The sequence below is a fragment of the Mesorhizobium sp. WSM3862 genome (assembly GCF_002294985.1).
In the GTDB taxonomy this organism is placed as follows: Bacteria; Pseudomonadota; Alphaproteobacteria; order Rhizobiales; family Rhizobiaceae; genus Mesorhizobium.
Genome location: NZ_NSGE01000004.1, coordinates 167432 through 189556, shown reverse-complemented (window position 1 = coordinate 189556; position 22125 = coordinate 167432). Strand labels below are relative to the sequence as shown.

General features: G+C 63.4%; 22 protein-coding genes and 1 pseudogene. 11 read left to right on the top strand and 12 right to left on the bottom strand.

The features are described from left to right. Nucleotides 1-19 precede the first annotated feature (19 nt). Nucleotides 20-1195, top strand: coding sequence for an HlyD family secretion protein (locus CK224_RS13305; RefSeq protein WP_095782094.1), 1176 nt, complete (start codon nt 20-22; stop codon nt 1193-1195). Nucleotides 1196-1311: 116 nt separating this feature from the next. Continuing rightward, on the top strand, nt 1312-2916 hold the full coding sequence (locus CK224_RS13300; protein ID WP_067003293.1) for a DHA2 family efflux MFS transporter permease subunit: 1605 nt from the start codon (nt 1312-1314) through the stop codon (nt 2914-2916). 93 nt (nt 2917-3009) lie between these two features. Here CK224_RS13300 and msrB read toward each other — a convergent pair whose 3' ends face one another. From msrB to CK224_RS13280, 4 genes are all read right to left on the bottom strand, one after another. Beyond that, a complete protein-coding gene (msrB, locus tag CK224_RS13295) occupies nt 3010-3513 on the bottom strand; it encodes a peptide-methionine (R)-S-oxide reductase MsrB (RefSeq protein ID WP_095782093.1) in 504 nt (167 codons plus the stop codon). A gap of 195 nt (nt 3514-3708) precedes the next feature. Next, complete coding sequence (locus CK224_RS13290; RefSeq protein WP_095782092.1) at nt 3709-4266, bottom strand: fasciclin domain-containing protein; 558 nt, start codon at nt 4264-4266, stop codon at nt 3709-3711. 208 nt (nt 4267-4474) lie between these two features. Then, entirely contained in the window at nt 4475-5188 is a 714-nt protein-coding gene (locus CK224_RS13285; RefSeq protein ID WP_095782091.1) for an anti-sigma factor, read from the bottom strand. Beyond that, nucleotides 5185-5724 carry a sigma-70 family RNA polymerase sigma factor gene (locus CK224_RS13280; RefSeq protein WP_095782090.1) on the bottom strand — a complete coding sequence of 180 codons (540 nt, stop codon included), beginning with the start codon at nt 5722-5724 and terminating at the stop codon, nt 5185-5187. Before CK224_RS13280 ends, CK224_RS13285 begins: the two co-directional genes overlap by 4 nt. A 176-nt stretch (nt 5725-5900) precedes the next feature. Here CK224_RS13280 and CK224_RS13275 point away from each other — a divergent pair, with 176 nt between their 5' ends. Both CK224_RS13275 and argB read left to right on the top strand, forming a co-directional pair. Further along, complete coding sequence (locus CK224_RS13275; protein ID WP_095782089.1) at nt 5901-7397, top strand: amidase; 1497 nt, start codon at nt 5901-5903, stop codon at nt 7395-7397. 243 nt (nt 7398-7640) lie between these two features. Then, entirely contained in the window at nt 7641-8534 is an 894-nt protein-coding gene (argB, locus tag CK224_RS13270) for an acetylglutamate kinase (RefSeq protein ID WP_067003018.1), read from the top strand. Between the two features lie 7 nt (nt 8535-8541). On the opposite strand, the gene bchE is transcribed toward argB, so the two are convergent. After that, nucleotides 8542-10101 carry a magnesium-protoporphyrin IX monomethyl ester anaerobic oxidative cyclase gene (gene bchE / locus CK224_RS13265; protein WP_095782088.1) on the bottom strand — a complete coding sequence of 520 codons (1560 nt, stop codon included), beginning with the start codon at nt 10099-10101 and terminating at the stop codon, nt 8542-8544. A 325-nt stretch (nt 10102-10426) separates the two neighbouring features. Here bchE and CK224_RS13260 point away from each other — a divergent pair, with 325 nt between their 5' ends. Then, nucleotides 10427-11497, top strand: a complete 1071-nt coding sequence (locus CK224_RS13260) for a class I SAM-dependent methyltransferase (RefSeq protein WP_095782087.1) — start codon at nt 10427-10429, stop codon at nt 11495-11497. A gap of 125 nt (nt 11498-11622) precedes the next feature. Here CK224_RS13260 and CK224_RS13255 read toward each other — a convergent pair whose 3' ends face one another. Together CK224_RS13255 and CK224_RS13250 are read right to left on the bottom strand one after the other, a co-directional pair. After that, on the bottom strand, nt 11623-13602 hold the full coding sequence (locus CK224_RS13255) for a GGDEF and EAL domain-containing protein (protein ID WP_067003295.1): 1980 nt from the start codon (nt 13600-13602) through the stop codon (nt 11623-11625). A 386-nt stretch (nt 13603-13988) separates the two neighbouring features. Beyond that, entirely contained in the window at nt 13989-14465 is a 477-nt protein-coding gene (locus CK224_RS13250; protein WP_067003023.1) for an Lrp/AsnC family transcriptional regulator, read from the bottom strand. 142 nt (nt 14466-14607) lie between these two features. Here CK224_RS13250 and phhA point away from each other — a divergent pair, with 142 nt between their 5' ends. Continuing rightward, the gene (gene phhA / locus CK224_RS13245) at nt 14608-15441 is read left to right on the top strand and encodes a phenylalanine 4-monooxygenase (RefSeq protein WP_067003025.1); all 834 of its coding nucleotides are present in this window, start codon (nt 14608-14610) and stop codon (nt 15439-15441) included. A gap of 160 nt (nt 15442-15601) precedes the next feature. Here the strand turns inward: phhA and CK224_RS13240 are convergent, their stop codons facing one another. Continuing rightward, nucleotides 15602-16093: a MarR family transcriptional regulator gene (locus CK224_RS13240; protein ID WP_095782086.1), complete on the bottom strand. Its 492-nt coding sequence runs from the start codon at nt 16091-16093 to the stop codon at nt 15602-15604. 94 nt (nt 16094-16187) lie between these two features. Between CK224_RS13240 and CK224_RS31275 the strand changes: the two genes are divergently transcribed. Further along, nucleotides 16188-16355 carry a hypothetical protein gene (locus tag CK224_RS31275; protein ID WP_164747443.1) on the top strand — a complete coding sequence of 56 codons (168 nt, stop codon included), beginning with the start codon at nt 16188-16190 and terminating at the stop codon, nt 16353-16355. Between the two features lie 117 nt (nt 16356-16472). Here CK224_RS31275 and CK224_RS13235 read toward each other — a convergent pair. Continuing rightward, a pseudogene (locus CK224_RS13235) lies at nt 16473-16619 on the bottom strand (GMC family oxidoreductase); the annotation flags it as partial. Further along, on the bottom strand, nt 16618-17379 hold the full coding sequence (locus tag CK224_RS13230) for a GGDEF domain-containing protein (RefSeq protein ID WP_067323795.1): 762 nt from the start codon (nt 17377-17379) through the stop codon (nt 16618-16620). The pseudogene CK224_RS13235 and the gene CK224_RS13230, both read right to left, overlap by 2 nt. A 150-nt stretch (nt 17380-17529) precedes the next feature. On the opposite strand from CK224_RS13230, the gene CK224_RS13225 reads away from it, so the two are divergent. Continuing rightward, nucleotides 17530-18237 carry a pyrimidine 5'-nucleotidase gene (locus CK224_RS13225; protein ID WP_067003034.1) on the top strand — a complete coding sequence of 236 codons (708 nt, stop codon included), beginning with the start codon at nt 17530-17532 and terminating at the stop codon, nt 18235-18237. 67 nt (nt 18238-18304) lie between these two features. On the opposite strand, the gene CK224_RS13220 is transcribed toward CK224_RS13225, so the two are convergent. Beyond that, nucleotides 18305-19144 (bottom strand): LOG family protein, encoded by an 840-nt coding sequence (locus tag CK224_RS13220; RefSeq protein ID WP_082953833.1) that lies wholly within the window; start codon nt 19142-19144, stop codon nt 18305-18307. Between the two features lie 143 nt (nt 19145-19287). Here CK224_RS13220 and dapD point away from each other — a divergent pair, with 143 nt between their 5' ends. The 3 genes from dapD to CK224_RS13205 all read left to right on the top strand — a co-directional run bounded on the left by dapD (nt 19288) and on the right by CK224_RS13205 (nt 20945). Continuing rightward, complete coding sequence (gene dapD / locus CK224_RS13215) at nt 19288-20142, top strand: 2,3,4,5-tetrahydropyridine-2,6-dicarboxylate N-succinyltransferase (protein WP_067323788.1); 855 nt, start codon at nt 19288-19290, stop codon at nt 20140-20142. A gap of 70 nt (nt 20143-20212) precedes the next feature. Further along, a complete protein-coding gene (locus tag CK224_RS13210) occupies nt 20213-20503 on the top strand; it encodes a DUF805 domain-containing protein (protein ID WP_245425921.1) in 291 nt (96 codons plus the stop codon). Nucleotides 20504-20567: 64 nt separating this feature from the next. Further along, entirely contained in the window at nt 20568-20945 is a 378-nt protein-coding gene (locus tag CK224_RS13205; protein ID WP_067003040.1) for a DUF805 domain-containing protein, read from the top strand. Between the two features lie 145 nt (nt 20946-21090). Here the strand turns inward: CK224_RS13205 and CK224_RS13200 are convergent, their stop codons facing one another. Further along, the gene (locus CK224_RS13200) at nt 21091-22125 is read right to left on the bottom strand and encodes a 2-dehydropantoate 2-reductase (RefSeq protein ID WP_095782085.1); all 1035 of its coding nucleotides are present in this window, start codon (nt 22123-22125) and stop codon (nt 21091-21093) included.

Below are 22125 nucleotides of genomic sequence, written 5' to 3'. Positions count from 1 at the left end.
TTGTCCCAGAGAGATTATCATGTCCTCGAACGCGCCCGCTACCGCCGAAGTCCGCAATTTCCCCAACGCCAAGGTCCAGCCGTCGACCGAAGCTCCGGAAGCGCCTGTACTGCCCGCGCCTGCCGAAGCGCCGGCCAAGAAGAAGCGCTCTGTCCGCTCGCTGCTGCTGCCGATCATCGGGCTGGGCCTCCTCGGCGCCGGCTGCTGGTACGGGTACGATTACTGGACCGACGGCCGGTTCATGATCTCCACCGACGACGCCTATGTCCAGGCCGACATGTCGTTCGTGTCGCCGAAAATCTCCGGCTATGTGGACAAGGTGCTGGTGAGCGAGAACCAGAGCGTCAAGGCCGGCGATCCGCTGTTCGTCATCGATGACGGCGACTACAAAATCGCGGTCGCCCAGGCCGAGGCGCAGATCGCCACGCTGGCGAAGACGCTCGACCGCATCGACGCGCAGACCAAGGCGGCGCAGGCCTCGCTGGCGCAAGCACAGGCGCAGAAGATCGCCGACCAGGCGGCAGCCGACAATGCGGCACGCGCCCAGGCCCGCGCGGCGCAGCTGCTCAAGACCCATGTCGGCACGCAGGCGCAGCTCGACGACGCCCAGACGGCGCTCGACCAGGCAAAGGCAGCCCTTGCCGGCGCCGACGCGCAGATCACCGCCGCGCACGCCAATATCGGCGTGCTTGAAGCCCAGCGCGCGGAATCCGCCAGCACGCTCGCCTCGCTGCAGCTCACCCGCGACAAGGCGCAGCGCGACCTTTCCTTCACCGTGCTCAAGGCGCCCTATGACGGCGTCGTCGGCAACCGCTCGGTCGAACAGGGCGACCTCGTCACCCCCGGCCAGAAGCTCGCCGTCGTCGTGCCGATGGACAAGCTCTACATCGTCGGCAACTTCAAGGAGACGCAGCTTGGCCGGCTGGTGCCCGGCGAGAAGGTCCGCATCACGGTCGATGCCATCGACGGCCAGACCTTCGAGGGCACGGTTTCGTCGCTGGCACCGGCTTCGGGCGCGGTGTTCTCGCTGCTGCCGCCGGAAAACGCTACCGGGAACTTCACCAAAGTCGTGCAGCGCGTGCCGGTCCGCATCGACGTGCCGGCCGACGTGCTGAAGACCGGCAAGCTGCGCGCCGGCCTGAGCGTCATCGTCGCCGCCGACAGCCGCACCGCGCCGGCCACGACGACCAACTGAGAGTTTGGGGGGCGGCCCGGTGGCCAATTTGAGCGCCGAGCCGCCCAGCCTGTTTTGACGCAGTTCCGGGCGGAAAACGCCGCGCACTTTTGGAGCTGCCGTAGGGAGGCCATGAGATGGCAACCGCAACCATTACCGCAGGAGCAGCGCCGGCCCGGCCGGCAGCCGCCGCACCCGCCGACCACATGCCGGCGCGCCGCGTCATCGCCTTCCTGGCGATGGTGTTCGGCATGTTCATGGCAATCCTCGATATCCAGATCGTCTCGGCATCGCTGGCCGAGATCCAGGCCGGCCTCAGCGCCAGCTCCGACGAGATCCCGTGGGTTCAGACCGCCTATCTGATCGCGGAAGTGGTGATGATCCCGCTGTCGGGCTTCCTCAGCCGCATGCTGTCGACCCGCGTGCTGTTCACGACCGCGGCCGCCGGCTTCACAGCAGCAAGCGCGCTGGCCGCGACCGCCACCAACATCGACCAGATGATCGTCTACCGCGCCATCCAGGGCTTTATCGGCGGCGGCATGATTCCGAGCGTGTTCGCTGCCGCCTTCACCATCTTCCCGCCGTCGCGCCGCGCCGTCGTCTCGCCGATGATCGGCCTCGTGGCGACGCTGGCGCCGACCATCGGCCCGACGGTCGGCGGCTATATCAGCCATGCCATGTCCTGGCACTGGCTGTTCCTGATCAATGTCGTGCCGGGCATACTGGTGGCGACGGCTGCCTGGTCGCTGATCGATTTCGACAAGCCGAACCTCAAGCTGTTTTCCAAGTTCGACTGGTGGGGCCTGATCGGCATGGCCGCCTTCCTCGGCTGCATGGAATACGTGCTGGAGGAAGGCCCGAACCATGACTGGCTGCAGGAGCCGGCCGTCTTTGCCTGCGCCATCATCATGACCATAGGCGGTCTCATCTTCTTCTGGCGCGTCTTCACCGCCGAGGAGCCGATCGTCGATCTGCGGGCCTTCAACAATGTCAATTTCGCCTTCGGCTCGCTGTTCTCCTTCGTGGTCGGCATCGGCCTTTATGGGTTGACCTACCTCTATCCGGTGTTCCTCGGCCGGATCCGCGGTTACGATTCGATGATGATCGGCGAGGCGCTGTTCGTCAGCGGCCTGGCGATGTTCTTCACCGCGCCCGTTGCCGGCATCCTGTCGAACAAGATCGATCTCAGGCTGATGATGATGGTCGGCTTCATCGGCTTCGCCACCGGCACATGGTGGATGACGCATCTCACCGCGGACTGGGATTTTTATGAGCTCTTGATCCCGCAGATCCTGCGCGGCTGCTCGATGATGCTGTGCATGGTGCCGATCAACAACATCGCGCTCGGCACGCTGCCGCCGGAGCGGCTGAAGAATGCGTCGGGCCTGTTCAACCTGACCCGCAATCTCGGCGGTGCCGTCGGCCTGGCAGTCATCAATACGGTGCTGATCGACCGCAATGCCTTCCACTATGCAAGGCTTTCCGAGCATGTGCAGTGGGGCAGCGAGGCCGCGCAGACCAAGCTGCAGAACATGACGCTGACCTTCCAGCAAAACGCCGGCCTCGACGCCACGACCGCCGCCATTTCGAAGCTGTCCGGCATGGTGCAGCAGCAGGCGGCGCTGCTGTCATTCATGGACGTGTTCATGATGCTGACCGTGCTGTTCGCCTCGCTCGGATTTTTCGTGCTGTTCATCAACAAGCCGGCGCAGCAAGGCGGCGGTGGCGGCGGAGGCCATTGAGGAGCCGGAACCCCCGCCTGGCGTCCTCAACGCGTGACCCCGGAAATCGTCGCCGATTTCCGGGGTCATTTCTTTGGGCAGATCGCAGTCCGCTCAGGCCGCGGCGGGCTTGAAGGTCAGCGCCACGCCGTTGATGCAGTGGCGCAGGCCGGTTGGCGGCGGGCCGTCGTCGAAGACATGGCCGAGATGACCACCGCAGCGGCGGCAATGCACCTCGGTGCGCGTCATGCCGAGCGAACGGTCTTCGGTCTTGCCGATGGCATTGGGGATCTCCTGCCAGAAGCTCGGCCAGCCGGTGCCGGAATCGAACTTCGTTTCCGACGGATAGACCGGCAGGTCGCAGCCGGCGCAGGCGAAGATGCCCTTGCGGTGTTCGTTGAGCAGCGGGCTGGTGCCCGGATATTCGGTGCCCTCCCTGCGCAGCACGTCGAAGGCGGCATCCGAAAGGATGGCGCGCCATTCGGCGTCGGTCTTGGTGATCTCGAAGGTCTCGGCGGCCAGAGCCGGCTTCGCGCCGCCCATGCGCAACGCCGCTCCGGTTCCGATTGTGAGGGCAGTGGCGGCGGCACCGCTCCAGAGAAAGTCGCGACGGTTCATGGCCTTTCCTCCTGACGTGATCTTACAAACTAGGACGCCACCGGAAAAGCAAAAGCCGGTGACGGTTCGCGCGCCACCCCGCGTCGACCCAAGCCCTGGCGATGCGGAGCGGCGCTTGACGGCAACACGGATCGTGGGAGGGAGACCGTGCGGCCGACGCGGACATACGCCACTTCGCCGGCCGCACGCGCTTTGTTACATCTTCGGCAGAAGAACCTTGTCGACGACGTGGATGACGCCGTTCGACTGGCGCACGTCGGCGATCGTGACATGAGCGACGTTGCCGTTCTCGTCGGTCGCCGTAACCTTGCCCTTTTCCGACTTCAGCGTCAGGGCGCAACCGCCGACGGTCTTGACCTCATGCGCACCGCCATCGGCCTTGGCCATCTTGGCGACGTCGGCGGCCAGCGCCTTGGCGGCAATGACATGGCAGGTGAGGATCTTAGTCAGCTTGTCCTTGTTCTCGGGCTTGAGCAGCGTCTCGACGGTGCCGGCCGGAAGTGCAGCGAAGGCCTCGTTGGTCGGGGCAAAGACAGTGAAAGGACCGGGGGTCTGCAGCGTGTCGACCAAGCCGGCGGCCTTGACGGCGGCGACCAGCGTGGTGTGGTCCTTCGAATTGACGGCATTCTCGATGATGTTCTTCTTGGCATACATCGGGGCGCCGCCGACCATCGGATTGGCGGCATAGGCAACGGCGCCAAGCGCGGAAAGGCCGATTGCAGAGGCAAGCAGAAGGGTGGCGAGTTTACGCATTGTATCAGTCTCCTCTGGTTGTTTTTCCCAATCCTTGGGAACGCGAGGAGATACGAGGCGTCAAAAACTTAGTTTCGAGAATCTCGAAGATTTTTTATTCGTCGACCTCGATGCAAACGTGCTGCGTCTAAGCGCGTGACAACGCCGCTGCCGACACATTTCGGGCAGATAGACTTCGACTAATCTCCGAGATTTTCCGGAAAGTCGATCAGATGCCCTTCAGATCACCCGCGGCGACGACCGGGCCGGTCGGCTGGCCGGTCGGCGAACCGCCGGCCGGCTCGAGACTGACGGCGAGCACGGCGCCTTGCGCCAGCTTCTCCTGCACGGCCGGCGTGACGGCCATGCGCGCGCTCTGACCGGCCGGGATGACGCCCATCGAGACCGGCGCGTTCTTGCCCTCGATCAGCCACAGCTCGAAGTCCTTGCCCGCGCCGCGTTCGCCGGAAACAAGCGAGAGGCCGACCTCGTGGCGCGCAGCGTCATAGACAGCGAGGTATTTGACGTTGCTGTTGTCGGCGGCGAGCGAGGCGACCAGGCTGGTCTCGGGCTGCGGCAACGGCGGATTGACGAGAGGCAGGGCGACAAAGACGGCCAAAGCGGCAAGCGCAAGCCCGCGCCAGAAGGCGAGGCTCCCCAGCAGGCCGATGCTGGGCGCGGCGGGGGTGGTCACTGATGAGGCAAACAGCCGCCGGTCGATCGCCGCCTTGGCCGAAGCCGGCGCCTCGACCGCAGCGTAGGCGTCTGCCATCGGCGCGAAATGGGCTTCCCAGGCATCGACCAGGCGGGCAAAACCCGCCTCGGTATCGATGCGGCGGGAGGCGATCTGGCGTTCGTCGGCTGCCAGAACGCCGAGAACGTATTCGGCGGCGAGCAGGTCGTCGCCTCCGCGTTCCGGTCCGTTGTCTTCCGCCAGCGTCATCTTTCCAGGCATTCTCTCAGTTTGAGCAAGCTTCGCCGCAGCCAAGTCCGCATCGTGTTCAGCGGGACCTTGTGGCGCTCCGCCAGCTCGGCATAGCTTTCGCCGTTGAGATAGGCGCCCCGGACCGCCGCCGCCCGGTCTTTCTCCAATTCGTCGAGGCAATGGTAGATGCGGTCGGTCTCGCCGCCCGCGACAGCCATGGCCTCAGGCCCCGGCGCCGGATCGGCGACCTCGAGCGCTGCATCGATATTGGCGGAAGGACCGCGCCGGGCCCTGATGCGGTCGATCGCATGATTGCGCGCAATGGCCACCAGCCAGGAAATCGGGCTGAGATCGGAAACCGCGAAACGATCGGCCTTGGTCCAGATCTTGACGAAGACCTCCTGCAGCGCTTCTTCCGCCTCACTCCTGTCCCTCAATACACGAAGGCAGACGCCGAAAAGTTTCCCGCTGGTCTGCTTGTAGAGCAGATCGAACGCAGCCCGGTCCTTCATCGAAGTCCGGACGATCAGCTTGCTGATGTCCTGAGGCCCCATGCAGGCAAATTAGAAGATTGCGATCTATTTGCAACGGCGCCGACGGTGTTGTCCCCTCAAGACTGCCGCAGCGTCAGTATCTGAAGTCATCTTCCTCAATGCGAGATGAACAACGCAAATCCGGATTTCGATTTGCGGCTTCATGCGATAGCCTTCGCCAAAACAGGGGAGCGGCAATGTCGATCGAACGCGTGCTTTGGGAACAGGATGCGAGCGGACTTGCCGAGCTCGTCCACAAGGGGGAAATCTCGCCGCAGGAGCTGGTCGACGCCGCGATCGCCCGCGCCGAGGCGACAAGACCCGACATCAACGCCATAGCCACGCCGCTCTATGAGACCGCCAGGGCGAGGACGAAGGCTATCGACCGCAAGCTGCCGCTCGCCGGCGTACCCTTCGCGCTGAAGGATCTCGGCATCGGCATCAAGGGCGTGCCGATCCATGGCGGCAGCCGCATCCCGGCCTTCACGGCCGATTTCAACTCGGTGATGGTCGAGCGCTATCTGGCCGCGGGCCTGATCCCGATCGCTACCAGCACCTCGCCCGAGCATGGGCTGCGGCTGATGACCGAATCGGCCCGCTTCGGCATCACCCGCAACCCCTGGAACACCGGCCACACCACCGGTGGCTCGTCCGGCGGATCGGCGGCGCTGGTGGCGGCCGGCGTGGTGCCGGCGGCGCACGCTTCCGACGGCGGCGGCTCGATCCGGGTGCCTTCGGCCTGCAGCGGCTTGGTCGGGCTCAAGACCTCGCGCGGCCGGGTGCCGCTGACGCCGCTCACCAGCGAGAGCTGGTACGGCATGGTCGTCGACCATGCGGTAAGCCGCTCGGTGCGCGACACAGCCCTCCTGCTCGACCTGACGCACGGCGCCGATCCGCTGTCGCCTTATGCGGCGCGGGAGCCGAAAGGCTCCTTTGCTGCTGCCGCGGCCCGCGATCCAGGCCGGCTCAGCCTCGCCGTCTACCGCAAATCGCCGCTCGGCCTGCCGATCTCGGCTGAGACGATCGAAGCGCTGGACACCGCGGTGGCGCTGGCGCGCGAGGGCGGGCACACGGTGGAAGAGATCGACCTGCCCTATATCGGCCGCGACTTCATCGCCGATTTCTGCAAGAGCGTCGCCTCGGCCGTCGCAGGCATGATGCGTGCCGAGGCGAAGCGCGTCGGCCGCCCGGTGACCGGCGAGGTCGAACGTGCGACGCGCGTGCTCGGCCGCCTCGGCGAAATGCTGTCCGCCGGCGAGGTCTATGACGCCGTGCAGCGGCTCAACGCCACCGCGCGACAGATGATCGAAGACACCGCGCGCTTCGATGCCGTGCTGATGCCGATCATTGCGCACCCGCCGCTCGCCTGCGGCGCGATGGACCCGAAAGGCGCCGACGAGCTCGTCGAGAACGTCCTCGACAAACTGCATCTTACCGGGCTGCTCAGGATCAAATCATTTTTCGGCCAACTGATGGACAAGAGCCTGTGGTTCACTCCCTGGCCGGCGATCCACAATGTCAGCGGCCAGCCCTCGATCGCGCTGCCGGTGCATGTCACCGCAGGTGGCCTGCCGCTCGGCATCCAAGCCGCGGGACGGCCCGGCGACGAGGAGACGCTTTTGTCGCTCGCCGCGCAGATCGAGAAGATTTCAGGATGGCTGAAACGCCGCGCACCGCTCAAGGTGCCCGGCTAGGTCTGTCGATATTCAGGTGATGCCGGCCTGCGAATGGCGGTTTTCTGCGCTTCCGGTACTCACGTAGCAGAAAGTACGCTCTGTTCCGGTTCTCGAAATCCGCCATTCTCGACTCGACCTGACCTGAATCTCGACAGACCTTGAAACCCGCCGATTTCGTCATTGTGAGCGCAAAGCCGTTTGCGACCTGCGGCAATTCCCGCTAAGACGCCCGCCATCCTTGCCACCTAGGGAAAAGCACCGATGACGGACATCGCCGCCAACGCCGAAATGCAGGCCGCGCTGCTTTCCAGAGCGCTGCCTTATATGCAGCGCTACGAGAACAAGACGGTGGTGGTGAAGTATGGCGGCCATGCCATGGGCGACAACGAGCTCGGCAAGGCCTTTGCCCGCGACATCGCGCTGCTCAAACAGTCCGGCGTCAATCCGATCGTCGTTCACGGCGGCGGGCCGCAGATCGGCGCCATGCTCAACAAGATGGGCATCGAATCCAAGTTCGAGGGCGGGTTGCGCGTCACCGACCAGAAGACGGTCGAGATCGTCGAGATGGTGCTGGCCGGCTCGATCAACAAGGAAATCGTGGCGCTGATCAACGCCGAAGGCGAATGGGCGATCGGTCTCTGCGGCAAGGACGGCAACATGGTCTTCGCCGAAAAGGCGCGCAAGACCATGATCGACCCGGATTCCAACATCGAGCGGGTGCTGGATCTCGGTTTCGTCGGCGAGCCGGTCGAGGTCGACCGCACGCTGCTCGATCTGTTGGCCCGTTCCGAGATGATCCCGGTGCTGGCGCCGGTGGCGCCCGGCCGCGACGGCCATACCTACAACATCAACGCCGATACCTTTGCCGGCGCCATCGCCGGCGCCTGCCGCGCCTCGCGCCTGCTGTTCCTGACCGACGTGCCCGGCGTGCTCGACAAGAACAAGAAGCTGATCGACGAGCTGACGGTCGGCGAGGCCAAGGCGCTGATCAAGGACGGCACGATATCGGGCGGCATGATCCCGAAGGTCGAGACCTGCATCGAGGCGATCGAGCGCGGCGTCGAGGGCGTGGTCATCCTCAACGGCAAGACGCCGCATTCGGTGCTGCTCGAGCTGTTCACCGAGCACGGGGCCGGCACGCTGATCGTGCCGTAGCGATTATTTAGCCGGCTATCCTTCTGCTTTCCGCCCGCTTATCTTCCGTGACGGGCATGGCCCGCGCCGGGCGCTGAGAGACCATCGATTCCTCGTCGGCGTCCTGCGGCGCGCCCCAGAATTCGGCAAGCGTCGGGCCCGCGGCCACGCGGCGGTCGCGGACCAGAAAACCCCAGACCTCGCGGAACCAGACGCGGCGGCCCATCTTGGTGTACCAACGCATCGAATGCCGCTGCTCTGGATCGGGATGGAAAAGGACCCGCGCCAGCGCTTTCGGCCGTGACTGCACGGCAAGCTCGATCAGCTTGACAGCGAAGAACAGCATCCACGGTTTCAGCCGGGTCATATGCAGCACCTGGTGCTTGTAATCCCAGAGCCGGATGTCCTTCTGGATCACCCTGCGCTCCTTGGCGATGCGGAAGAACGGCGTCCAGCGATGCGGCGTCACATAGAGCGCCTGGATCTGGTCGGGATCATAGGCGATGAGCTGGCGAAAGCCGCGCCAGAGATCGCGAAAACTCTCATCCTCGAAGCCAGCGACCCAGGTCGCCATGGACAATATGCCGTGCCGGCGAAGCAACCTGATCGCCTCGCGGTCGGACTTGGTGCTGCCGCCCTTGCGGATCAGCGACAGTGTGGCCTCGTCGGTGTTCTCCATGCCGAGCAGCCAGCGGATGACGCCGGCCTTGCGATAAAGGTGCAGGATATCGGCATCGCGCACGATATCGTCGGCGCGCGTCGAGCCGACGATCAGCACCGGCACGTTCTCGGCGATCATGGCATCGAGAAAGGCGCACCAGGCCTTCTTCGAAGAGGTCGGGTTCTCGTCGGCCAGATTGACCAGCTCGACGCCATACTCGCGGTGCAGCCAGGCGATCTCCTTGGCGAAGCTGACCGGATCGCGATGTCGCCAGCGGGTCCAGAAGCCGCGCTGGCCGCAATAGTTGCACAGATGCGGACAGCCGCGCGAGAACTGCATGACCACGGCGCGCTTGCCGCCCCAATAGCTGTAGCGGCCATGCTCGATCAGATCCCAGCCGATGCGGCAGGCGTCGAGATCGGTAATCGTCATCGCAGGTGGCGTCGCAAAGGGTCGGCCGCAATCGTCGCGATAGGCGATGCCGGCGACACCCGACACCGGCCGGCGCCTTTCCAGCGCCTCGACCAGCGCCAGCGCGGTCGCCTCACCCTCGCCGCGCACGATGAAGTCGAAGACGTTCGTTGCGGCGAGCACGTCGCGCCAATGATAGGTCGGGAAGACGCCGCCATAGAGGATGACGACCCCTAGCGCGCGGGCCTTGATCATTTCCGCGATCCGCAGCGCGGTCGGATGCGCCGAGGTCGAGCCGGAATGGCCGATCAGGACGAAATCCGGATTATCGCTCAGGGCCTCATCGACGAGCGTGGAAAGCGGCATCGGCCCGAACTCCGCGTCGACCAGGCGCACCCGATGGCCGGCATCGAGCAGCGGACCGCCGATCGCCAGCAGGCCCAAAGGCGGCAGGTGATCGTCGGGCACGCGGCTGCCGATGGCCGTATGCGGCGGGTTGACCAGCACGATGTTCATGGCGGACCTCCGTTGCGTCGGTCCGCCGGTCGTATTTGGCGATGTCGAAGCCGCCTTGGCGCGGTTCAGCAGTTTCGATGCAGCTTTCCCACAGATTTGATGGGCACACCCGAAACGTCGCGCAGAGCGGGAGACGGCGTCAGCCCAGTGCATAACAAAAAGTTAAGGACGTGCGCGTTGCGCAGCTCGATCGAGCTCTGGTTTTCGGCGCTTCAAACCTTCGGCAAGGAGAGTATTAGCAGCAACTAATGCAGTTGACCCTAAACTTTTATTAAAACTCTAAGCATTTATAATTGTCGGTGGGGGACCACAAGGAAATGCCCATATGGCGCTGAATCCCGATCTGAAAATCGATGAGGCGAGCCTCATCACATCGACGTTGATCAAGAAGCACAAGGCGGCGTCCGCGGAGGCGGTCGACGCCGCCGAGCTCAAGGCGCGGGCGGCCCAGCTCGCCCTGGTGCTGGACCTCGCTCATCAGGCTTTCGCGCGCCAGGAGCCCGCAGGGCAAATCGTCGAGCGCCTGGCCGGTCGACTGCATGAAGTGCGCCGGGAGGTCGCTCCGGCTCTTTGGCAGGAACTGATCCCGCTCGCTCAGCAGCACCGCGTGGCGGCCTACCTGAAGCAGGATCCGTTCACGCGCTGGTCCTTCGAAAAGCCGCGCGGCTATTCGGGCGACGCGACGCTGCTGGACATCTACTACAAGCACCCGAGCGCCGACGAGATCGTGGCATCGTCGAGCGAACTCGGCCGCGAGATCTTTGCCTATACGAGCGAAGCGGCAAGCTCGGTGGCGGGGCGCGAGCGCCGCGAGATACTGGCCAAAACGGTCGACGAAACGGCTGCCCGGGTAGAAAACGCCGAGGTGCTGGCAATCGCCTGCGGCCATTTGCGGGAAGCCGAACTCTCAAAGGCGCTCGCCGAGAGAAGGTTAAAGCGCTGGATCGGTCTCGACCAGGACCCGGTGAGCGTCGGCACGGTCAACCGCGACCTCGCCGGTACGGCGGTGGAAGCCGTGGACGGATCGGTGCGCGGTCTTTTGCGGCGCGCCTACCCGCTTGGCACATTCGATCTCGTCTATGCGTCCGGGCTGTATGACTACCTGCCGCTTCCGGTCGGCGCACGGCTGCTGCAGCGCGCCATGGAACTGGTCAAGCCGGACGGCGAATTCCTCTTCGCCAATTTCAGCGACGAGATCACGACCGACGGGTACATGGAGACGTTCATGGACTGGCCGCTCATCCTGCGGTCGGCCGGCGACATGTGGGACATCATCAATGCCGCGGTGGACAAGAACCGCGTCGAAGCCGAGGTCTATTACGGATCGAATAGGAACATCGTCTACGGCAAGATCCGCAAACGCGTGGATTTCGCGGCGCCCGCCATGGAGCGGTAGCGGAGCCGCTTCACATTCCGATTTTCAAGTCGGGCCGTGCAGCGGCCCGGCTTTCTGATGCATCGCGCGGCGTGCTCGTTTCGCCGAGATGGCGCCGCCCTACATTCCTGCCGCACTGCTTTGAGTTAAGCGACGAGGTCCTGCCTGGCCTGCATGATCTCTTCGATCGGGACGGGACGTCCGGTCAGGAAGCCCTGGATCGACTGAATGCCCATGTGCTGTAGCAAATTCTGCTGCTCTTTCGTCTCGACACCCTCGACAAGGACCGTATGGCCCAGATTGCGCAGCAGTCTGACCATGTCCTGCAACAGGCTCAGGCCTCGAACCGTCTGGCAATCGTGCAAGAAACTGCGGTCGATCTTGACGACGTCGAACTTGAAACGACGGAGCCAGGCCAGACCCGCAAATCCGGTTCCGAAATCATCGAGCCAGATCTGAACGCCCAGGTTTCGAAGCTGCTCGATACTTCTGGCGGCCTGTGCCTCCAGGGATATATCGCTGCCTTCGGTGACCTCGAGCGCCAGCCTCTGGGGCGCCATGCCGTGGCGGCCAAGGATCTCGGTGACGTGAAGCGGGAAATTCGGAGCCTTGAGCTGGACGACCGAGACGTTCACGGACACGACCGATCCCAATCCGTGCTCGACCATGTCGCCGCAAGCCCGATCGATCACCCACATCCCGAGTTCCTCGATCCCGCCGGTCTGCTCGGCGACAGGTATGAACACGGACGGGCTGATCACGCTGCCGTCGAAGTCGCGCAGCCGCATCAACGACTCATGGCCAAGCACCTTGCCGGATATCGCATCGCAGATCGGCTGATAGACGACGGAGACCAGTCCCTCCGAAACGGCTTGCTTGAGCAGTTCCGAAAGATTCTGGCTGGCGCGCTTCTGATCGATGGCCTGCGCATCATAGATGGTGACGGTCGCGCGACCGGAAAACTTGGAGGCGTAAAGCGCGCGATCGGCCTCCTGCAACAAGATCCGAAGCTCTATGCTTTGATCGGCGCGCGTTAACGAGGCGCCAGCGCTGATGGTGACGATGTTGAGTTTATCGTCCCGGTCGGGATGGGAGATGTTCAAGTCCTCGACGGCCCGGCAGAATTGATGGGTCACCTCGCGCAGGTGATCCGGTCCGGCGACCTTGCAGAGCACCACGAATTCTTCGCCGCCGTACCGTCCCGCGATGGCGTGATTGGACGCCGCCGTCTCGTCGAAGGCTCGGGCAAGCTCGATCAGGCAGTCGTCGCCGGCCTGATGGCCGAGCCGATCGTTGAACCGCTTGAAATAGTCCACGTCCATGAGAATGACGCCTATTTCGTCATTGTCCCTGGCCCATTCCTTGCACAACTCCGCGAATTCCCGGGTGATCGCCCTGCGGTTCTTAAGCCCGGTAAGCGGGTCGGTGTCCGCGATCTCGATGAGCTTTTGACCGTTTTCGATGGCGACCTGCTCCTGGATCTGCGCCTGAAGGGCATGCAGGAAGGTTTGGTAGCGCTCCATGCTGAGGCGCCATGACAGATAAAGCGACAAAACAAGGCAATTCACGAAATAGGTTGCAAGCACCAGACGGGTGCCAAGATCGGCTTGAAGCAAGAACAGCGTGGCGCCGAGGAATGCTATTGTCACGGTTGCGGACGACAGCGCCGAGAGCCATAGCCGGAAGTTGAAGAAAAGGTTGGCACCGAGAATGAAAACCGTGCCGAAGATGATGAAATGGGACAGCGCCTCCTGATGCGTCGTTCCGAGGGCCGACAGCAGCCATCCGATCGCGCCCGCCACGATCGCCAGAGCAGCAACGTAGTGCAGAGTGGTGACGGCAAAATCGCGTCGAGCAACAAGTTCGACAAGCACCAGGAAGGTCAATCCCAACGTCAGGCGCGTCAGAATCACACGGTCGGCAATGTCCGGGAAAAGGAACCAGTCGAAGGCCCCGTAGCATATGTAGCTCAACACAGCCGCCGCTATGCCCCAGCGCACGACCTTGCGATTCTGATCCGCGTTCTTCTGCAGCAGCATCGCAAAAAGCGTCGGATCGGCGGATTTCCACGGCGGGCGTGAAATCGCTTCAGTGACCCTCTGAGCCACGTCCTCCGTCAGTTGCATGCAATGCTCCTTTGCGATCATCCTCCGCATGAACGGGTTCGAGCAAGCGAAGTCCGTCAAGTCCTTACGGAAGGACGAAGGCAAGCCTGGTTCATTATAAGACACTAATGTTGCTAACCGCCGGTAAACGGATCATGCGATTGCACCGGCCCAGCGACCCGCTAAGGATTCCATGCAACAATCATGAGTTACCGAATAATGCATGGTCACACTTTCTCCAGATCGCAAGAGAAGACGCACGAAACATTGCGTAAATTTCCAAGGGCGTCTTTTGTTAAGATTCGTGTAACCTTAATTTCAGTTGATATCGGGGAAATCGTCCCGAAGTAGATTCGCTCCGACAACATTGTCGGGCCGTTCTTTACGGAGAACCGTTTCGGGCACGATTACCGCCGCAAATGGCTGAGCGGCACGTGGCCTGGCCCCTTGATGTTCTGCAGCACAAGCTGGGTGTGGACGTCGCGGACGCCGGGCAGCCGCATCAGCCGGTGCATGACGAAAGCATTGAGATCGTCCACCGACGGCACCATTACATGCAGCAGGAAATCGTGGTCGCCGGTCATCGTCCAGCAGGACGAGACCTCGTCCATGCGTTGCACGGCGGCGATGAAGCTTTCCGGCGAGCCGTCGCTGTGGCTCACCAGGCGGACCTGGATGAACACCTCGACCGTCAGCCCCAGCGCGCGTCGGCTGAGCACGGCGGCAAAGCCCTTGATGATGCCGGCGCCTTGCAGCGCCTCGAAGCGCCGCGCGCAGGGCGTGGTCGACAGGCCGATCTCCTGCGCGAGTTCCGACACGGCCTTGCGCCCGTCGCGCTGCAGGGTGTCGAGCATTCTTATTTCGAACTCGTCCAACTGAGGCATTTTCCCTCCTAAATGTTTAAATTTGAGCGGAGTTTACCTCAAAATGCGTCGCGTGGCTACAAACAAGGCTGATTTGCCTCACGAGCCGCGGCTACGATGACGCCACGATCCGGGAACCGACGATTTTTTTCAGGAGGAAGAAATGACGATCAGCGTTGCCGACTATGCCCGCGAATGCGCGGCGCAAGGCCTTCGCGGCGACTATTCGGTGTGCCGCGCCGACTTCACAGTGGCTCAGGATTACGACTATTCCGCCGACGAGCAGGCAGTGTGGCGCACGCTCTGCGATCGCCAGTCGAAGCTGACGCAGAGGCTGGCGCACCGTTCCTATCTCGACGGCGTCGCGACGCTCGGGCTGCTCGACAAGATTCCGGATTTCGACGCCATCAGCGAGAAATTGCGCAAGCTCACGGGCTGGGAAATCGTGGCGGTGCCCGGGCTGATCCCCGCCGGCCCCTTCTTCGACCATCTCGCAAACCGCCGTTTCCCGGTCACCAACTGGCTGCGGACCAGGCAGGAACTCGACTACATCGTCGAGCCGGACATGTTCCATGACTTCTTCGGCCATGTGCCGATCCTGACGCAGCCGGTGTTCGCCGATTTCATGCAGATGTATGGTGAGAAGGCCGAGGACATGATCGCGCTGGGCGGCGACGAGATGATCACCCGGCTCTACTGGTACAGCGCCGAATACGGCCTCATCCAGGAAGCCGGCCAGCCGGTAAAGGCTTTCGGCGCAGGACTGATGTCGTCTTTCACCGAGCTGCAATTCGCGGTCGAAAGCAAGGACGCCCATCATGTGCCGTTCGACCTGGAGACGGTGATGCGCACCGGCTACGAGATCGACAAGTTCCAGCGCGCCTACTTCGTTCTGCCGTCCTTCGACGCATTGCGCGATGCATTCGCCGGCGACGACCTCGCCGGGATCGTCACGCGGTTCAAGGGTCAGCCGGCGCTCGACCCCGCCACGGTCTAGGCATTGAAACAAAATGCGCGAGCCCGAAATCGTTCGGTGCGGCGCGCTTCGGGGTCCGGCTTTCGCCCAGCCGGCCGTCAGAGCGGTTCGGTGGCTAAAAGGCGACTGAGCCGCTCTGGGTTTTGCGGAAGCAAGCCGCCAGTGTTGGGTCGCTCGGGCATCAGCCGGCCGAAGCCGGCTCGGCCTTGAGCCTCGCCAACTGCTCGCGCTGCAGCTTCAGCGCGGCGTCGATGAAGCGCAGCACGGTCGCCAACTCGGCGTCGCTGAAACCCGCCATCACTTTCTCGCCCTCGCGCGCGATGGCGCCATAGTAGCGCTCCGAAAATTCTCTGGTCAGCTCGGTCGCCTCGATCACCACCTTGCGCCTGTCTTCCAGGCTGCGGGTTCGGGTAACGAGCCCACGCGCCTCAAGGCGGTCGATCAAGGCCGTCACCGCTGCCGGCGTCAGCCCCGTCGCCGCCGCCACGGCGCCGGCCGATTGCGGCCCCGCGTAGAGCAAGCTCAGACAATGGCGCTCGGCCGCGATCAGCCCAAGCCGCTCCCCGACCGCCTCGTCATAGGCTTGCGTCGCGTCCTGCCAGCGCATGACGGCACGGCTGACGGCCGCCGTCATCTCAGCACGATTCATGCTTGACGAATTTAGTTCGATCATCTAACTATCAAGTTGTCTAACATTCAGACTATCGTATCAATATGCGATGCCACCCTTTGCGAAGCAAGGGCAAAGTCGCCGACAGGAGTGAACAATGAGCTTGATTCAACAGCGCCCCCCTCTCTCGCATGAGGAGGAGTACAGATACGCCAAGCTGGCCATGGAATGGTATGGCTGGGGCTCGCCCATCGGCCTCGGCATCCTGCTGGTGGCACTTGCCGCCGCGGCCGTGCTGGTGCGGGTCGCCGTTTACGGACTGTAGATCCGACCCCCAAAGGCGCGCCAGGGCGGCGCCGGTTGCCATTGCAGGCGCCGGCGCCGCCCGCCTGTCGGGAGTTCAGACTGTGATCACCTTCCTGAGGTGGCCGCCCAGCCGGCAGGTACCCATGCGGGTGCCGCCCATATGGTGATGGCCCGCCGTCCCCTCATTCGTCGGATAATCGCCGCCTTTGCCGATCCAGTCGGCGATGCGCACGCGGCCGAGATTCTTCCGCGCCATGGTCGTGCCGAAGAGCCGCAAGCCCTCAGGCGGCTTCCGAAAGGTCGCGATCGAGAACGGACAGGTTGCGGCCGCGATGCTTGGCCTCGTAGAGCCTGCGGTCGGCGGCGCGCATCAGCTCCGACACGGTGGCGCTCTCGCCACAGGTGATGCCGCCGATCGAGACCGTCAAAGGCACGGTCCGCTCGTCGACAGGGCGAAAGCGGATCAGTTCGACCTCGCGGCGGATGCGCTCGGCCACGCGCCTTGCTTCCGGTTCGGTGGCGCCAACCAGGAAGGCGGCGAACTCCTCGCCGCCGATTCGGCCGAGCACATCGCCGCTGCGCACGCCGCGCTCGATGGCGCCGGCGATCAGAAGCAGCGCATCGTCGCCGGTCAGGTGACCGTAATTGTCGTTGATGGTCTTGAAATGGTCGGCATCGATGATCAGCAGGGCGCCGCGATCGGCCTTGCGCCGGGAACCGTCGAGCGCGGCGAAGAAGGTCTCGCGGTTGAGCATGCCGGTCATGTCGTCGCGGCTTGCCTTCTCCGACAGGCGTCTGTGGGCCGCGGCGAGCTGAGCATGCGCGCGGGCAAGCTCGCGATGCGCATTTTTCAGCCGGTCGCTTTGCCAGAAGGTGCCGACGCTAGCGATCCAGGCGAGAATCAAAGGGCAAACTGTGGCCGTCAGCCAGACGGTGCGGCTGATCGGAAAGCCCATGGCCGGGACCACAACCAGCGTCAACAAGAGCGAGACAGCGACCGAAGCGAACGCGACGACTGCGGACTTCAAGATTATGCGACTCATCGCTGTCTCCCAACGGACTGCCTCTGTGCCAGCAAGCGCTGAAGGTGACCTTTCCGGGACGATTAAAATTTGAAGCGAGGCGCCATTTTCACGACGCAAGACGCGCGGAAGTTGTGGATAAACTCCGCGTCCGCATGTCATAAGGAGGCCATGACGACGACACCCGAGCCCGCCCGTTTTGCCCATGTCACGGATTGGGTATTCGACCTCGACAACACGCTCTATCCGCATCACTCGAATCTGTTCGCGCAGATCGACGTGAAGATGACCGCCTATGTCGGCGAGCTGCTGACGCTCTCGCGCGAGGAGGCGCGCAAGCTGCAGAAAGAGCTCTACCTGGAGTACGGCACGACGCTGAACGGGCTGATGGCGCGCCACGGCATCGACCCCGACGACTTCCTCGAGAAGGTGCACGACATCGACTATTCCTGGCTGGTGCCCGATCCGGTGCTCGGTGCCGCGATCCGCCAATTGCCGGGCCGCAAGTTCATTTTCACCAATGGCGACCGCAAGCATGCCGAGCGCGCCGCGCGCCAGCTCGGCGTATTGGATCATTTCGACGACATCTTCGACATCGTCGCGGCGGGTCTCAACCCCAAGCCGGCCCGCCAGACCTATGAGCGGTTCGCCGAGCTGCATTCCGTGACCGGCCACAACGCGGTGATGTTCGAGGATCTGGCGCGCAACCTCTCGGTGCCGAAATCGCTCGGCATGACGACGGTGTTGGTCGTGCCGCGCAATTTCGAGCCGACTTTCTCCGAGATCTGGGAGCGCGACCCGGCGAATGAGGACGACGTGGATTTCGTCACCGACGACCTCGCCGGCTTCCTGACGGCAATCGTCGAGGTCCCGGGCTGAACCAACTCCAGATTGCCGGCGCCGCCGTCAGAACTCGCTGGTCATTGCGGTAACGACGAGCGCGCACTCAGAGGCTGTAGAAGCGGCGAACGATGTCCCAGGCTTCGTCGGCGGTGTCGACGAAATCGATGATGTCCTGGTCGCCGGGCGAGATCGTGCCTTGCTCGGCAAGGAAGTCGAGGTCGATCGCCCGTTGCCAGAACGCCTTGCCGAACAGGATCACCGGCACGCGCTCCATGCGCCCGGTCTGGATCAGCGTCAGCGTCTCGAAGAATTCGTCCATCGTGCCGAAGCCGCCCGGAAACACGGCTACCGCCTTGGCGCGCATGACGAAATGCATCTTGCGGATGGCGAAATAGTGGAAGTTGAAGCAGAGTTCGGGCGTCACATAGGCGTTCGGCGCCTGTTCGTGCGGCAGCACGATGTTCAAGCCGATCGACGGCGCGCCGACATCGTCAGCGCCGCGATTGCCCGCCTCCATGACTCCCGGTCCGCCGCCGGTGACGACGACGAATTCGCGATAATAGGACGTGGCCGACTGCTGCGAGCACAGCCGGGCGAACTTGCGCGCCTCTTCGTAATATTTGCTGTTCAGCTCGAGGTTCTTCTTCTGCGTCTCGTTCTTGGCGGCCCAGGCGGCGCCGCCCGGCTCGGGAAGCCGCGCCCCGCCGAACAGGATGACGGTCGAGCGGATGCCGCGCTCGGCGAGGATCATCTCCGGCTTCAAGAGCTCGAGCTGCAGGCGCACCGGACGCAATTCGCGCCGCGTCATGAAGTCGGGATCGTTCCAGGCCAGGCGATAGGTTTCGGCCCGCGTCTGCGGCGTGTCCGGCACGCTTTTCGACCGCTCGAGATCCTCGTCCGAATGGGGCAGCGGCGTCCAGCCCGCCTTTTCCATGGGTGTCATCGAATCCACCGTCCTAATTCCTTTACTTGCGCCGTCCCGTGACGCAGTCGCGATTGACCCCCATTAAGGCTTCACATAGGGTCCGCGCGATTTCAAAACAGGTTAAGGCGCAGGCCTTAACAGCTTTGTAATGGAGCAAATTCATGTCGAAGCCCGATCTGGCGAGCCTCGAAAAGACCATCGAAAAGGCCTTCGAGGAGCGCGATACGATTTCGACCGCGACCCGCGGCGAAACGCGCGACGCCATCCAGTCGGCGCTCGACTTGCTCGACCGCGGCGTGGTTCGCGTCGCCGAGCGGCAGGACGACGGCAAATGGCTGGTCAACCAGTGGCTGAAGAAGGCGGTGCTGCTCTCCTTCCGGCTGAACCCGATGGAGATCATCAAGGGCGGCCCGGGCCACTCGGTATGGTGGGACAAGGTGCCGTCGAAGTTCGAGGGCTGGGGCGCGGTCGATTTCGAGAAGGCCGGCTTCCGCGCCGTGCCGTCCTCGGTCGTGCGCCGCTCGGCCTATGTCGCGCCGGGCGCGGTGCTGATGCCGTCCTTCGTCAATGTCGGCGCCTATGTCGATACAGGCACCATGGTCGACACCTGGGCTTCGGTCGGTTCTTGCGCCCAGATCGGCAAGAACGTGCATCTCTCCGGCGGCGTCGGCATCGGCGGCGTGCTGGAGCCGATGCAGGCCGGTCCGACCATCATCGAGGACAATTGCTTCATCGGCGCGCGCTCCGAGGTGGTCGAAGGCTGCATCGTGCGCGAAGGCTCGGTGCTCGGCATGGGCGTGTTCATCGGCCAGTCGACCAAGATCGTCGACCGCGCCACCGGCGAGGTCTTCTACGGTGAAGTGCCGGCAAATTCGGTGGTCGTCGCCGGCTCGCTGCCGGGCAAGCCGCTGCCAAATGGCGAGCCGGGCCCGAGCCTCTACTGCGCCGTCATCGTCAAGCGCGTCGACGCCAGGACCCGCTCCAAGACGTCGATCAACGAATTGCTGCGCGATTGATCTTTCCCGCGAACAGACGCAGCCTCCGCCGGCGCGACATTCCGTCGCGTTGGTTCAACGGAGGGGCGTCATGGACTGGAAGTATCTGCTGACGAGTTTCGACGGCCGCATCAACCGGGCCAAGTTCTGGGCCGGCATCGGCATATTCATCGTCATCGCCATCATTGCGTTCATTCTCGACTCGATCCTCGGCACACGTTTCACCACCGCCGGCGGCGACCAGATCGGCATCCTCGGCATCCTGGTCGCGCTGGCATCGATCTATTTCGCGATTGCTCTCTATGCCAAACGCTGGCACGACCGTAACAAGTCGGGCTGGTGGACACTGATCGGCCTTATACCCATCATCGGCGGCATCTGACTGCTCATCGAACTGGGCATGCTCGAAGGCACCAGGGGCGCCAATCAATACGGACCGGACCCGCTTGCCTGAAAAAGCAGACTTCATCTGGCTCTTCTTCAAAACCTCGGGCCGCGTCAGCCGCGCAGCCTATTTTCTCGGCGGATTGCTGGTTGCTATCGTCCAGGCCTTTCCGCTTTATCGCTTCACACTGGTGCCGGAAGGTTCGGCCGAGAGCAACATGTGGTCGTTCGTCTTCTTCCTCACCTTCCTCGCCTCGTTGTGGTCGAACGTCGTGCTGGCAGTGAAGCGGCTGCACGACCTCGACAAGCCGGGCATCGCGGCGCTGGTGCTGTTCGTTCCCGTCGTGTCGATCGTTGCCTTCCTGGTGCTCTGCCTGTTTCCGGGACAGCCCGGATCCAATCGCTACGGCAGCCGCACGAATGCGCCGGCCGACCGCTAGCGCCGGATGATTTTTAGGTCGTTTCGACCTCAAATCTGATCCGGCTCTAAATCACAGAGCTAAGGCGTGATGTAATCGGTCAATGACGATGTCGTCATCCTTGGCGTCAACGAGACCGAGAATTTGAGCATCTGTCGCGCAAATATCACGCTGATCGAGGACCGCGGCTGACCTCGTCGGGCGTCAATCCGGGCGGACCGCGCCTGTCCGCTTCCGCCTGACGCACCAGCGCCATGATGCGCTTCGTCACAGGCGCCGGCACGCCGGTCTTTTGCGCGAGCCGCAGGATCGCTCCCTGCAATTCGTCGACCTCGGTCGGCCGACGACGACGGAGATCGTCCCACATCGAGGAGCGCGCCTTGGGGTCGATCGCCAGCAGCCGCCGGGCCAGGATTCCGAACAGCCAGTCCGGAAGCCGCAGCACTTTCGGCAGCAGCCATGGGGGCGGCCCAGCGATGCGCGCCGGCTCGATACGACAAGCTTTCATTGCGGCCAGCGCCTCGTCGATTTGGTCCGCCAGAATGACGCGCCAGCCGCGGTCCGCCAATTCGGTCGCCAGCGGCAGATCGGAGAGCGCGACCAGCGCATTGTTGAGGTTCATCAGCAGTTTGCTCCACTGCACCGCCCTCATGTCGGCATGGGTTTCGACCCCAAGTCCTTCGACATCGAGCAGTGCTGCAAGGCCGGGCTCAGTATTCTCGATGATGACCATGCCGTCGCTGGCGCGGCGGACGTTGAACGGCGTCTCGCCATCCGGCGATTGCACGACATTGAACGCAACCATACCGGCAAGCACGCGATGCGCGGGAAGCGCTCCACGCAGTTTGTCCGGATTGTCGACGCCATTCTGCAGGCTGACCACAATGGAATCGGGGCGGACATGAGCCGCAACAAGCGCCGCCATCTCCTCGGTCGCGCCGCTCTTTACGGTGACTAGAACGATATCCGCGTTGCGCAGCGCCAGCGCCGGATCGTCGCTGACCGCCAGCGTCTCAGGCCCGATGCGTCGGTCGCGGCCGTCAAGATCGCTGATCCGCAGCCCGTCCTTGCGCAACGCCTCCACAATGCGGCCGCGGCCAAGGAAGACGACCTTACGCCCGGCGAGCGCCAGGCAGCCGCCGACATAGCAGCCGATGCTGCCGGCGCCGGCTATCGCGATCGTCTTTCCTTCTTTGGCCAT